Here is a 13,020-nt window from a genome sequence, read left to right as displayed (position 1 = left end):
TTTTTAAACATGTTTTCTGTCTATAATGCATATGAGTGAAGCGTCTGAGCACGCCCGGATGATAGCTGTCACACTGATTCTCGAGGGGATTTCTGCGGCTGACCCAGTAAAGGCGGTAAAGAATTTCCTCAAACTGGACGGCGACACCCTCGTTCTCGGGGACTGGACAAGGATACCTCTCAAGGGCAAGGTAATCGTCGTTGGAAGTGGGAAAGCGTCTGGCGGCATGGCCCTGGCGGTAGAAGAGATGCTGGGAAACAGGATTACTGGGGGAGTAGTCTCTATACCAGAGGAGCTCGTAGAAAAGTATTCTGGCTCGCTTTCAAGGGTAAAAGTAGTTGGCGCTACGCATCCAAGGGCATCCCAGAAAAGTGTCGAAGCTGGCCAAAGGATAGTTGAAAGCGTTAGGGGCTTAAGCGGCGAGGACGTAGTTATCGCGCTTTTCTCGGGGGGAGGAAGCGCCCTAGCAGAGTTGCCAGTAGAGGGTGTAGGCATAGACGAGATAGGGGAACTCAGCATCAAGCTAATGAAGGCAGGAGCAAACATAGTCGAGCTCAACACGGTCAGGAAACACCTTTCAAGGCTTAAGGGCGGCTGGCTCGCCAAGCACGCCTACCCAGCCACACTTGTAGCCCTCATGATAAGCGACGTCGTCGGCGACAGGATGGACATAATTGCCTCTGGCCCAACAGTCCCAGACCCCACGACCTACCACGACGCGGTCAACATAGTGAAAAAGTACGGCCTATGGGAAGAGGTCCCCCAATCAATCAAGAAGATCCTGGAAGACGGCATAGCAGGCAAAATTCCAGAAACACCCAAGCCGGGAGACCCAGTATTCGAAAAAGTACATAACAGGATAATCGCAAGCAACATAATTTCACTCAACGCGATGGCCAGCAAGGCACGGGAAATGGGCTACAACACAGTCATCCTCACCTCGATGCTCGAGGGAGAAGCCAGAGAAGCCGGAAAAATACTTGCAGCCATAGCAAAAGAAGTCCTCAAAACCGGGAACCCAGTCCCCCCACCAGCAGTCATACTCGCCGGGGGAGAAACCACCGTAACCGTCAGAGGCCGGGGCACAGGCGGGAGAAACCAAGAGCTAGCCCTCTCAGCCGCGATAGCCCTGAAGGGAGAACAAAGGATAGCAATAGCCTCGGCCGGCAGCGATGGCCGGGACGGGCCCACAGACGTCGCGGGAGCAGTAGTAGACGGCTATACCTATGAAAAAGCACAAAAACTCGGCCTCTCGCCAGAAGCATACCTAGAAAACAATGACAGCTACAGCTTCTTCCAGAAAGCCGGAGGACACATAAAGACAGGCTATACTGGTACAAATGTAAACGACCTAGTAGTAATCGTTGTCGAAAAGGAAAACCCATGGGAATAGAAATATCCAAGGTAAAAATAAAGCTAAAATGTTGAGTCTTTTTCTTTACTCTTTAATAGTATCTACGGGATCTTTGGTAAGAGCCGCGTCCTCTCCTTCTCGAGGAAAAATCTTCTTCGAACTCTTTCTCTGAAATGTTGTTTTCCTGGTTTACTTCTTCGATTTTGTTTTCTGCGGCCTTTATGGATCCAAATCTTCCGAGGCCGAGCCTGAGCTTTCCCTGGTAGAGTGAAACGTAGCCGTTGACAAGTGAGACTGTGTCTCCAACTACGCTTTTGAACTGGTCTATCTGGTCGTCCCAGGCGGTGAGGACTGCTACGCCTGTCTCGTCTCCTACGAGGACGTCTGCTACTCTGTGAGAGGTGCCGTCCCTCCTAGAGGTTATTTCTTTTTCTTCTCCAACGTCTAGTACTTTAAAGGTTACAGAGAATTTGCGTGTGTTTGGAGTTATATCTGCTATTTTTACTTCTTTTGTCTCTATATTCGAGTTATACATTTTCTTTTCGCTCGTGGGTTCACCACGTCAAGCACTTAGCGTAGACCGGTGCTTATAAATGTGTTGTTGCAAGGGAATTTTTCCCACAAAGCCTCAGACTACTTTTTTGTTTTGAGTGCGCGTATAAGGAGGGCCCTACTCATCGTTATTGCCCCGAAGAGGTTTCGCTGCATGAAACCCTTTTGCAAGAAAGCCCTGTCTGGGACCCTTCTCAGCATGTAAACTCTTCTTCTCTTAGCAATGTTTCTCGGGAGGCTCGTCAGTACTCTCCAGGCCGCGAGCATGTAGGCTGCGGACTCTTTCCTTCCAGACAACGCGAGCACAACTGACGACAAGTACCCCAGGTAGAGTGTTACAAGGAATGTTGGCAACATGTTTTCTGGCTCCATGTTTTTTACCACGTTTTGTATCCTGTTCCGGTAGCCGAAGTACAGCTTGTCAAACCGTAGCCTGCTCGAGATCTTGTCTTCGTGGTGGACGACCGCCCGCGGCTCTAGGACAGTATTGTAGCCGGCGAGCCTCACACGCCAAGTATAGTCGGTGTCGTCGTCATATATGAAGTAGCTACTGTCGAAGCCCCCAAGCCTAAAGTATAGTTCGCGTGGGGTTAGCAGGGCCGCTGAGGAAGCCACGAAGAGGGCTATTGGCTGTCTAAAGATCTGCTCGTCGAAGCCGTATGTGGAGACCCACGTCGCCGTCAAGTCTATCGCGAGGCCCGCGTGGTCCATTCTGCCCTGGTTGCTCTGGGACACGACTTTTGCCTGTACACAGCCAACGTTGGGCAGTTCTTCGGCTGTCTTTACCAAGTGTTTCAGCCAGTCTTTTTCTACTTCGACGTCGTTGTCGAGGAAGACTAGGTACTTGCTCTGGGGCGAGCTAGCCATCGCGCCAATGTTGTGTGAGCCAGCAGCCCCTATGTCCCTGTCGAAATGTATAATTTTGACCCTGTCTGTGGGCCCTATTTCTTCCCGTATCTTTTCCTCAATGTTCTCTGTTAGAGAGTCGACGACTATAACCTCGTAGTCCGGGTAGTCGGTCTGGAGCACGCTCCTTAGACACTTCACCAGAGAAGCAGTGCCCTTAAAGTTGACTATTATTATGCTTACTTTTGGATAGTTCTCTGGCACACTTACTCACCTCAGGGCGCGTGCAGCCTCGAAGGAGCTGAAGACCACGTCGTCCATGTTTAGGTAGCTCCACAGCCCAAACCTGCCGATGGTCATTATACCCGCGTCTCGTAGCTCCCGCCTTGCACGTTTAACGTTCTTAGAATAGTTCCTGTCGTAGACAACGTAGCCATACTTCCAGAACCACGCCTTGGCAACCTCTACCCTGTCCCCCCTTATCAAGCCCACAGCCTCTAGGCCCTCGATTGTTTTCTGCACCGATTTTTCGGGGTCGAGCCTCTCGCTGGGTGGAACAGTTATTTCTGCAATAATGTTTGCGCCGTTACGGGGCGCCATGAATGGGCTATAGTTGCTTAGGAACGCTATCCTGTGAAAAATTGTCTCCTCGTCTGGGAAATATACCCAGTGGTAGCGTGGAAGCCTCGTGTCCCGGAGGCCTATGCCGACGACTATGAGGGAATTGTAGTCGAGGTGTGGGAAGCCCCTTAGCCCAGCTATCCTCGCCACCTCGGGGAGAGGCAGGCTTGAAACCACCCTGTCGTATTGCAGGGTCTCGCCGTTGCTCAGCACTATACTCTTGGCTCTAGGGTCTATGGCATCTACTCTTTGCCCGAGCCTTAACTCGACATTACCGTTTTTTCTCAGCCTTGACTCAAACGCATTGACGAGTTCCTGTATTCCCCCCACGCGTGGATAGACAAAGTTGAGCTGGTGAAGGTAGCCCTCCGTGTTTATGCCTACGGCTGTCTTCAAGAGGTCGTCGAGCGGGGGGTTCGGAACACGGTTGCCGACCCATTCAAGCGAGATTTGTTTTAGGTCGCGTTTCCATAGTTTGCGGTTGTAGGGTATAAGATAGCTGTCGGCAATCGTCTCCCCAAAGGTTGCGTATATCCACTCCTCAAAGTTCGAGACATTTTCCGCTTCGCCACATCTATGCTTGATATACTTGTTTAGCAAGTCTCGCAGAGCCCTATAGCGGAAATCAGGGGAAAGCATGTATAGCCCGTTCTCGAAAGGATACTTTACATACTTCCCCTCAAAGTATACCCGGGCGTCCCTTCTATGCCTCACAACGTTGTTACCAAGCAACCCCAAAAAGAACCTCATCCTCCGCTGGTCACGCGAAAAAAGTATATGTGAGCCCCCAGCGTCGAAAACATATCCATCGATGTTTTCGCTCCTAAGAAGGCCCCCCAGCCTTTCCTCCTTTTCTACCAGTGTAACGCTAAAGCCGCGTCTCGACGCCTCGTAGGCAAAAGCGGTTCCCGCCAGTCCACCTCCGAGTACAGCTATCTTCACGTCAAATGCTATCTTCATGGTTAGTAATATTTTTTTAGACCCACACGGTAACCTAAGTAAGGTAAATATTCCCGAAGTGACCCTGCTATGCCCATAGCAAAGAAGAGGCTTGTACTCGTCCTGGAGCTCCTAATCGTTCTAGTCATCTTTGCATATACACTGTACAATTTCAACGTCGAAAACTTCCTAGAAGCCCTCTCAAACATCGAGCCACTAGACCTGTTGCCCATCTTTGTCTTTGAGGCGACCTACTACCTTGCACACGCCGCGGCCTTCTGGTTGCTCTGCAAGAAAAGCTTCAATCTTTCCTTCTGGGACGCGCTAGGTGGCTCGATGCTTGCATGGCTCGTAGACATATTGTTGCCCGGGGCCTTCATAGAGGGTGACGTCGCGAGGGCTATATTTCTAAGGACAAAGGGGGACTGGCCGAGAGCAGTCAGCTATACGGTCTTCTATAGGTTCCTCATAAACATAACAATGGTTATCTTCATTGTCTTCACGTCTCTCTTGGCCATAAACCTCCTTAAATTCTATGAGCAATACTTTCTCCTATACATGGGCATCGTGGTAGCGACCCTCCTTGCGTCTGCACTGCTATACCTCTTTCTCTGGAAGCCTCAAATAATAAAGAAGGCTGTTTTAGGCATAGCTGTAAGGCTGAAGGCAAAGTCTCTAGACAAATTTGAGAAAGACCTAGACACCTTTCTAGCATACGTGGCGCAGTCTTCTCGAGACTTTAATCCTAGGAACATCTACCTATGGGGCGCAATAATATTCCTCCTGGTACAGTGGGTAGCGGGCATCATGACTCCCTACTTTTCTCTCAAGGCCATCGGTGTAGAGGTTAACCCATTTCTCATAGGTCCAGGATACACGATACTCACAATATATTCGCTTGCGTCCATAGGCATCCCATTCATGGTTGGAAGCATAGACGCGGCACTCATAACCCTCTATATTCTACTTGGCGTCCCCAAGGAAAAGGCCCTAGTGGCAACACTATTAGGCAGGAGCATAACGATAATCTTCTCGATCTCCTTTATCTACCCAATAGGAATACACTTCGCGAGGAAAGTCTTCAGCTCTACGAGCTTCTCCTCGATAAAGGAAACAATCGACAAAGCAATAAAAGAATATGGTTTTTCCTATGGCTCCCAGCGCCAAGACAAATAAGGAAAACTATTTCCTGTAGAGTTGCCTCAGTTCTCTGCTTATTCTCTCCCTTATCCTTTCGTCTAGAAACGCGTCTGCGTCCTTCAGCTCGCTAAGCGTAACAACTGCTATGACATGAGAGCATACACCCTTTTCCTGGAACCCTTTACATGTACAAATGAACTTGCCGTTCTCGTATCTAACCAGGTGCTTGCTGTTTTTCCCGATAACGTAGTAGAGATAGGGGCTAATCTTGACAACTCTGCCCTCGCTTAGTAGCCAAGCCGCCTTGTTTATCATCTTGGTAGTTACACTGCTAGCTTGGCCGCCACCCCCGCTCTCAACATGATGAACCTGATTAGTGTTATTGCTGGTCATTACGGAAAGATTAAAACACTTCAAGTATTAATATCTTGGTGTCGAACGTGAAGAGAATAGCAGTTGTGTCGGATTCCCACGACAATCTAGAGGCGATAAGCCTCTTCATCGAGCATGTAAAAAAGGAAAACATTGAAGCCATAATACATGCGGGAGACATCGTATCCCCATTTGCCCTACGAATGTTTAAGGGCCTGAAGCTCTACGCAGTTTTCGGGAACAATGACGGCGAGAAACTGCTTCTAAAAAAGGCGGCAGACGAGCTAGGAATAACACTTGAGGAGCAGCCCCTCTTCGTAACGATTGAGCCTTACAGCATAGCCGTGATCCACGGCGTCGGTAGCCTAGAAAAAACACAGAAATTTGCGAAGGCCCTGGCCAAGAGCGGGGACTTTAGGCTCGTAGTGTATGGCCACACCCATCAGATAGACGTCCAACAAGTAGGCGAAGCCCTTGTCTTGAACCCGGGCACCCTGTCCGGATACCTGGCAGGAAAACGAACATACGCAATAGTAAACCTGGACACGCTCCAGGCAGACATAGTTGAACTCTAGCCGCTACAGGAGAGATGAAGCTTCATGGACGATGCAGAGATACTCGAGACAATTAGGACAGCCGCAAGAAGGGCGGCAGCCGAGGCCCTCAAAGTACTAGAAGAGGGAACTGGGGCCAAAGAACAGGGCAGGGGGAGCGGCGGAGATATCTCACTTCTCGGAGACCTAGTAGCCGAACAGACGGCGATTAGCTACCTCCAGGAAAAAATTGGAAGCTTTAGGGTAGTTTCAGAGGAAATTGGGGAAAAAACCTTTGGGGACGGAGGAAGCTACACTTTTATTATAGACCCACTTGACGGGAGCAGAAATTACAAGCGCGGAGCCCCCTTATTTGCCGTTTCCATAGCTGTTGCAAGGGGAGAGACCCTCGAAAACGTTTTTGGCGGCGTTGTATATGCCCCTCTCCTAAGCCTGGAATTCTATGCCCTGAGGGATAGAGGAGCCTACCTAAACGGCAAAAAGATTGAAGCAAAAACCAGTAGTGACGGCCTCGAAAGCAAAGTAATAGCTGTCAGTTCTCCCCCCAAGGCAAGCTTTCTCCCATCAATCTTCGTGTCGAGGCTTGCGACACACGGGGTAGCCCTAAGGATGCTAGGCTCAGCCAGCCTAGAGCTCGCGATGCTCGCCTCTGGAAGCATAGACGCATACATAGATGCATGGGGAACAATGAGAATCGTAGACATGGCGGCCGCCCAACTCATAGCACGGGAGGCTGGAGCATATACACTCATAGGGGGCAAAGACGGGAACCCACCCCTTCTATCTCTCAAAGAGAGAGTCTACATACTTGTTGCCGCAAGTAGAGACCTAGCCGAGAGTATTGCGTCCCTCTATAGGGAAAGCTTCGGCTATGACATCCAAGACGTTTTCAAGGTGATGAAATAAAGTGAGGATAATAGATGCACATGTACACCTCTCAGACTTCAAAAAAGAGGAAATAGAAGACTTCATCCACGAAGGATACATCCTAGTAGCAGTGGCAGAGGACTACGAATCTTCTCTTAGAACACTCGAACTAAGAGACCTCTTCCCAGAAAACATTAAGGCGTGCGTAGGTATTCATCCATGGAAGATAAAAGAACAAGCGAATCTTGAGGGCGAAGCAGAAAAAGTCTTGGACCTAGTTAGGGACGCCGACTGCATAGGAGAAGTCGGGCTCGACAAGAAATTCGTGCCAGAAAACACGCTACAGGACCAGCTACGAATCTTCAACCAATTCGTCGACGCGGCCACAAAGTCCGGCAAGCCTCTCAACATTCACTCCGCGGGGGCGTGGGGAGAAGTCCTAGACGTTCTACGCGAGAAAAAAGCAGAGAGAGTCGTGTTACACTGGTGGACGGGGCCAATCAATCTCCTAAAAGAAATCATCCAGTCAGGCTACTACGTAACAATCAATGCCTCGATCAAGATCCAGGAAAAATCCAGAAAGATAGCAGAACAACTGCCGCTAAACCTCATTTTGACAGAGAGTGACGGGCCATACAACTATAGGGGCCTCTACCTAAACCCCAAACTCGTGCCGGAAACACTGCAAATACTCTCGCAAATAAAGAATGTGCCAGTCCAAGACATAAAGAACAAGGTATGGCAAAACTTCTTAAACCTATTTAACGCTAATAAAGCCTAGATGATGAGTACTCTCGGCGACGAGCCCCCGCCGTGAAGACAACTTACCCGTCTGACTTTTTCAGCCGGTTTGGTACACATCACTAGTCAGCTTCGCAAGCGGTCATCACTGTCTCAAATTACACACATGTGTTTAAAAACAGTTTCCCCGATAGTCGCAGTCTTTTTATTTTAGACATCTATAAAACCACTCAGGTACAAATGAAGATCCAAAAACTAGACGGGTACACGCTTATAACATACAAGGACATCAAGCTCAGAGACGGCGTCCTAGTCCAGGGACTGCCCGGCATAGGGCTCGTCGGCAAAATAGCCGTTGACTACATCGTCTCAAGACTCGACCTAGAAAAAGTAGCCGAACTCATAGGGCCCGGGATCCTCTTGCCGGCCGGCAACGTCGGCGTCTTCGTGACAAACCAGGGAGAACTCCAGCTACCCTCCTACAAGTTCTACTACTACAGCGGCACAGAGCGGGACTTCCTCTTCTTGACAAGCGAGGTACAGCCCACCGTATGGGCCCAGTATGAGGTAGCAGAAAAAGTCCTCGATCTCTTCGTATCCCTCGGTGGAAGGGAAGTAGTCGGCCTATGCGGGACAGCAATAGAAGAAGCAGAGACAGGCGTATACTACGCGTTGGCCACCCAAAGACTAGGAGAAAAACTTGAATCCATCGGCGCAAAGAGGAGCAGTGGAGGAACAATCACAGGCGCATGCGGCCTCCTACCAGCACTAGCCTCCCTAAGGGGACTAGACGCCTTCGTCCTCATGGGTAGCACACAGACCTCCGAGCCAAACTTCGCCGCCGCCAAAGAGGTAATAATCGCCTTCTCCAAGCTCTACGGCATATCAATAAGCCTAGAAGAAATAGAAAAGGTCATCAACCAGATAAGGGAAAAAGAGGAAGAGGCCAAAAAAATACTAGAAGAGGCCAAACCCAAAGAAGGCGAACAGCTACCAAGCTGGTACGTCTAGCCTAGACTATTGTTACTTCTCTAAAATAAGTTAACTTTAAACCGTGCCTTTTCAACAGTGCTATGTGCAGACCATGAGCCATAAACAGCCTCCCTGGCACGCCCTCGACATAGACGAAGTCTTCCAGACGCTAGAGAGCTCCCCAGGGGGTTTAACAAGCGTAGAGGCAGGGGAACGTCTCAGAACATATGGATACAATGTTGTCGTGGAGGAAAAGAGGACTCACCCCTTGATAATCTTCTTGAACCAGTTTAAAAATCCCCTTGTGTTACTCTTGATCTTCGCTTCTATCCTCTCATTCTCTATAGGCGAAGCCTTCGACTCAATCATAATAATAGTCTTAGTGATCCTGAGCGCTATCATCGGTTTCTACCAAGAATACCGTGCTGAACGCGCGCTAGAAGCCATAAAGAAGATGGCATCCCCAAGAGCACTCGTTCTACGCGACGGAAAACCAGTAATGATTGACGCAAGCGAAGTTGTCCCCGGAGACGTCCTCATCCTACAGAGCGGGGACAAAGTAGCGGCAGATGCAAGGATATTTGAGACCGTGAGCCTCAGGATGGACGAGTCTCCCCTCACAGGAGAATCAACCCCTGTCGAAAAATCCACAGAGAAGCTTCCAGAGGACACAGAAGTCGCGGACAGGGTAAACATGGCCTTCGCCGGCACAGTAGTGGTCTACGGCAAGGGGAAAGCCGTCGTAGTAGCCACGGGCAAAAACACCGTGCTAGGGAAAATCGCGTCGGCAATCGAGTCCGCCGAGGAGAAAACCACGCCACTTGAAAAGGAGCTCTCTGGTCTAAGCAGGTGGCTCCTAGTCCTAATGATCGGCGTAGCTTTCGTCGTCTCTCTGACAGGCTTCTTCATAAGGGGATACTCTGTACTAGACATAATCATCTGGACGATTAGCCTGGCCGTTGCCGCCGTCCCAGAGGCACTACCAGTCGTCGTGACGAGCTCATTGGCTATAGGCGTATATAAAATGGCAAAGAGAAACGCGATAGTCAGGCGTCTCCCAGCAGTAGAAACCCTGGGCTCAACCACCTATATCTGCTCTGACAAGACGGGGACAATGACAAAGGGCGAGATGACCGTCACAAAGATATGGATGAGGGACACAATAATAGATGTTACAGGCACGGGCTATGCCCCCAAGGGAGAATTCAGAATAAACACACAAGTCATCGACCCGAAACAATACGAAGGCCTAAGACTATTGCTACTTGCTGGGCTAAACAACAACGACTCAGAGCTCCAAGAGATCAATGGTGAATGGATTGGCCAGGGAGACGGAACAGAAATAGCGCTAAAGACGCTTGCATACAAAGCCGGAGTAAAGGAGGTTATGCCAAGGCTAAGCGAGGTCCCATTCTCGTCCGAGAGAAAAAGAATGTCTACTCTCCACATCCTTAACGGGAAAAAGATTCTCTTTGTGAAGGGGGCCCCAGACATAATAGTCGCTCTTTCTACACAAATAGCTACTATAAATGGAGAAGTACAACCACTAACAGAGGAAACCAAGAGGGAAATACTCAAAGCAAACGATGAACTAGCCTCCCAGGGGCTGAGAAACCTGGCCTTAGCATACAGGTATTTGGAGGGCGACGAAGAGGAAATAGGGGAAGACGCCGAGAAGAACCTGGTCTTCCTAGGCATAGTATCAATGATAGACCCCCCCAGGCCAGAAGTCAAGGAGGCCCTGGAAACCTGCAAGCAGGCAGGAATAAACGTTGCCATGATCACTGGGGACCACCTACTAACAGCGGTAGCTGTAGCACGGCAACTAGGCATGATGAATAAAGAAGACATAGCGATTACCGGCAGAGACCTAGAAAAAATGAGCGACGAGGAGCTCTACAGCAAGGTGGAAAAAATAAGGGTCTACGCACGCGTATCGCCAGAACACAAGCTCCGCATAGTAAACGCCCTAAAGAAGAGGGGGCACATCGTCGCAATGACAGGCGACGGAGTCAACGATGCTCCAGCCCTGAAAGCCGCAGACATAGGTATAGCAATGGGCAAAACAGGGACAGAAGTAGCCAAAGAAGCTTCAGACCTCATCCTAGCAGACGACAACTTTGCCACAATAGTTGAAGCAATAAAGCTCGGCAGAGAAATATTCGAGAACATCAAGAAGTTCATAGTCTACCTCCTCTCGGCAAACTTCGCAGAGCTACTCCTACCACTCTCTACCGCAGTTCTCGGGCTACCCCTCCCGTTCACAGCCACACAGATCCTCTGGGTAAACCTCGTAACCGACGGTCCTCCTGCACTCGCCCTGAGCCTGGAAAAGGGAGAAAAAGACCTAATCTTCAGGCCCCCGAGAAAGCCAGGAGAGCCACTATTTTCCAAGAAAGAGATAATAGTCTACTTTGTAGTGGTGCCCGTCCTCTTAACTCTCCTACTAACAGGAAGCTTCCACATATTGCTGGCCAGGGGCGAGCCAGAAATCGAGGCCAGAACAACCGTGTTCACCTCGCTTATAATCACAGAGCTTGTCATGGCCTATGCACTACGCTCGTTGCATAAGCCATCCCTAAAACTAAACCCGCTAGACAACAAATGGCTAGCACTGATACTCATCTTATCTCTACTCCTACAGCTTGCAGTCCTATCAATACCTCAACTTGCAAACCTACTCGGCATATCCCCGATTACGGCCTACGATCTGGCACATGCAGCGATAGTGGCTGTGACCATGTTCATATCGGTAGAGATAGCTAAGAAGTTCCTCAACCACTAGCACTGTGTTTCAGCTCTTTTAGCCAACTATTTTATTTTGTAAAGAAAGATTTTAAAAAAGTATTAATAAATTTTATCAGCAAAACATAATTAAGCTTGTTAACATATTAATTTATAAGTTGATATTAATAATGAGACATGAATAATACATGAGAATAACAACCAGCTTAATAAAGGCCGATATTGGCGGAGTAGCTGGGCACGTTGTTGTTCATCCAAAGCTCGAGGAGCTAGCTAGGAAAAAGCTTCAGGAGGCTAAAGAAACAGGACTCATAATAGACTTCTATGTATATCACGCAGGGGACGACCTTCAGCTCTTCATGACACATACACGTGGCGAGAACAACCCAGAGATACATAAATTGGCGTGGGACATATTTGTCGAGGCAACCGAAAAGATAAGCAAGCCATTAAAACTGTACGGAGCCGGCCAAGACCTGCTCAAGGAGGCGTTCTCGGGAAACGTGAGGGGTATGGGTCCAGGAGTCGCAGAGATGGAGTTCGAGGAGAGGAAAAGCGAGCCTGTTCTCGTGTTCTCCGCAGACAAGACAGAGCCAGGCGCTTGGAACTTTATCCTCTACAAGGTCTACGCTGACCCATTTAATACCGCGGGTCTCGTGATTGACCCCTCGATGCATGCGGGCTTCATCTTTGAGGTATACGACGTGTACGAGCACAAAGGTGTAAAGATCTCGACGCCGGAAGAGACCTACGACCTATTGGCGCTCATAGGTACTACTGGCCGCTACATTGTGAAGCGTGTTTACAGGAAGAGTGACGGCGAGATAGCTGCCGTCTCCTCAGCTACACGTCTAAACCTTATTGCTGGCCGCTACGTGGGCAAGGACGACCCGGTCCTGATTGTGAGAGCCCAGCACGGCTTCCCAGCAACGGGAGAAGTGCTAGAAGCCTTTGCCTTTCCACACCTGGTCGCGGGGTGGATGCGTGGCTCACACACGGGGCCGCTGATGCCTGTCCCCCTTAAAGACGCCAAGTGTACACGCTTTGACGGGCCTCCAAGGGTTGTCGGGCTCGGCTTCAGCTTGCATGACGGCCACTTAGAGGGCCCAGTAGACCTCTTTGACGACCCGGCGTTTGACGAGACGCGGAAACAGGCACAGATAATAGCTGACTATATGAGGCGGCATGGGCCTTTCATGCCCCACAGGCTTGGACCAGAAGAAATGGAATACACGACTCTGCCTGTTGTCCTGGAGAAGTTGAAGAACAGGTTTGTCCCGGTAGAGGCAGAATAAATCTTTGGAGGGGACGTGGCTC

At 49.7% G+C, this 13,020-nt stretch carries 12 protein-coding genes; 8 read left to right on the top strand and 4 right to left on the bottom strand.

The window, feature by feature from the left end:
- Window positions 1-31: 31 nt before the first annotated feature.
- Window positions 32-1,393 carry a glycerate kinase type-2 family protein gene (locus N186_RS01840; protein WP_020962073.1) on the top strand — a complete coding sequence of 454 codons (1,362 nt, stop codon included), beginning with the start codon at window positions 32-34 and terminating at the stop codon, window positions 1,391-1,393.
- Between the two features lie 52 nt (window positions 1,394-1,445).
- Here N186_RS01840 and N186_RS01835 read toward each other — a convergent pair whose 3' ends face one another.
- The 3 genes from N186_RS01835 to N186_RS01825 form a co-directional block, all read right to left on the bottom strand.
- Window positions 1,446-1,889, bottom strand: coding sequence for a single stranded DNA-binding domain-containing protein (locus tag N186_RS01835; protein ID WP_020962072.1), 444 nt, complete (start codon window positions 1,887-1,889; stop codon window positions 1,446-1,448).
- A 98-nt stretch (window positions 1,890-1,987) separates the two neighbouring features.
- Complete coding sequence (locus tag N186_RS01830) at window positions 1,988-3,016, bottom strand: glycosyltransferase family 2 protein (protein ID WP_020962071.1); 1,029 nt, start codon at window positions 3,014-3,016, stop codon at window positions 1,988-1,990.
- Window positions 3,017-3,022: 6 nt separating this feature from the next.
- Window positions 3,023-4,333, bottom strand: coding sequence for a protoporphyrinogen/coproporphyrinogen oxidase (locus N186_RS01825; protein ID WP_020962070.1), 1,311 nt, complete (start codon window positions 4,331-4,333; stop codon window positions 3,023-3,025).
- A 69-nt stretch (window positions 4,334-4,402) separates the two neighbouring features.
- Here N186_RS01825 and N186_RS01820 point away from each other — a divergent pair, with 69 nt between their 5' ends.
- Window positions 4,403-5,488, top strand: a complete 1,086-nt coding sequence (locus N186_RS01820; protein ID WP_020962069.1) for a lysylphosphatidylglycerol synthase transmembrane domain-containing protein — start codon at window positions 4,403-4,405, stop codon at window positions 5,486-5,488.
- A gap of 6 nt (window positions 5,489-5,494) precedes the next feature.
- On the opposite strand, the gene N186_RS01815 is transcribed toward N186_RS01820, so the two are convergent.
- Complete coding sequence (locus N186_RS01815; protein WP_020962068.1) at window positions 5,495-5,845, bottom strand: SWIM zinc finger family protein; 351 nt, start codon at window positions 5,843-5,845, stop codon at window positions 5,495-5,497.
- Window positions 5,846-5,883: 38 nt separating this feature from the next.
- On the opposite strand from N186_RS01815, the gene N186_RS01810 reads away from it, so the two are divergent.
- The 6 genes from N186_RS01810 (at window position 5,884) to fbp (ending at window position 12,998) form a co-directional block, all read left to right on the top strand.
- A complete protein-coding gene (locus tag N186_RS01810) occupies window positions 5,884-6,399 on the top strand; it encodes a metallophosphoesterase (RefSeq protein ID WP_187147040.1) in 516 nt (171 codons plus the stop codon).
- Window positions 6,400-6,423: 24 nt separating this feature from the next.
- The gene (locus N186_RS01805; protein WP_020962066.1) at window positions 6,424-7,284 is read left to right on the top strand and encodes an inositol monophosphatase family protein; all 861 of its coding nucleotides are present in this window, start codon (window positions 6,424-6,426) and stop codon (window positions 7,282-7,284) included.
- Window position 7,285: 1 nt separating this feature from the next.
- Complete coding sequence (locus tag N186_RS01800) at window positions 7,286-8,026, top strand: TatD family hydrolase (protein ID WP_020962065.1); 741 nt, start codon at window positions 7,286-7,288, stop codon at window positions 8,024-8,026.
- A gap of 200 nt (window positions 8,027-8,226) precedes the next feature.
- On the top strand, window positions 8,227-8,997 hold the full coding sequence (locus N186_RS01795; RefSeq protein WP_020962064.1) for a PAC2 family protein: 771 nt from the start codon (window positions 8,227-8,229) through the stop codon (window positions 8,995-8,997).
- Between the two features lie 73 nt (window positions 8,998-9,070).
- On the top strand, window positions 9,071-11,743 hold the full coding sequence (locus N186_RS01790; RefSeq protein ID WP_020962063.1) for a cation-translocating P-type ATPase: 2,673 nt from the start codon (window positions 9,071-9,073) through the stop codon (window positions 11,741-11,743).
- A 148-nt stretch (window positions 11,744-11,891) separates the two neighbouring features.
- Window positions 11,892-12,998, top strand: a complete 1,107-nt coding sequence (gene fbp, locus N186_RS01785; RefSeq protein WP_020962062.1) for a fructose-1,6-bisphosphate aldolase/phosphatase — start codon at window positions 11,892-11,894, stop codon at window positions 12,996-12,998.
- The last annotated feature ends 22 nt before the right edge of the window (window positions 12,999-13,020 follow it).

The organism is Thermofilum adornatum (assembly GCF_000446015.1).
Classification (GTDB): Archaea; Thermoproteota; Thermoprotei; order Thermofilales; family Thermofilaceae; genus Thermofilum; species Thermofilum adornatum.
Note: the sequence above shows the minus strand (reverse complement) of the source record. Positions and strands in the feature narration are given on the sequence as shown.

Coding starts and splice junctions, on each gene's coding strand:
- N186_RS01840 (WP_020962073.1), top strand. CDS start 32: ATGAGTGAAGCGTCTGAGCACGCCCGGATGATAGCTGTCACACTGATT.
- N186_RS01835 (WP_020962072.1), bottom strand. CDS start 1,889: ATGTATAACTCGAATATAGAGACAAAAGAAGTAAAAATAGCAGATATA.
- N186_RS01825 (WP_020962070.1), bottom strand. CDS start 4,333: ATGAAGATAGCATTTGACGTGAAGATAGCTGTACTCGGAGGTGGACTG.
- N186_RS01820 (WP_020962069.1), top strand. CDS start 4,403: ATGCCCATAGCAAAGAAGAGGCTTGTACTCGTCCTGGAGCTCCTAATC.
- N186_RS01815 (WP_020962068.1), bottom strand. CDS start 5,845: ATGACCAGCAATAACACTAATCAGGTTCATCATGTTGAGAGCGGGGGT.
- N186_RS01805 (WP_020962066.1), top strand. CDS start 6,424: ATGGACGATGCAGAGATACTCGAGACAATTAGGACAGCCGCAAGAAGG.
- N186_RS01795 (WP_020962064.1), top strand. CDS start 8,227: ATGAAGATCCAAAAACTAGACGGGTACACGCTTATAACATACAAGGAC.
- N186_RS01790 (WP_020962063.1), top strand. CDS start 9,071: ATGAGCCATAAACAGCCTCCCTGGCACGCCCTCGACATAGACGAAGTC.
- fbp (WP_020962062.1), top strand. CDS start 11,892: ATGAGAATAACAACCAGCTTAATAAAGGCCGATATTGGCGGAGTAGCT.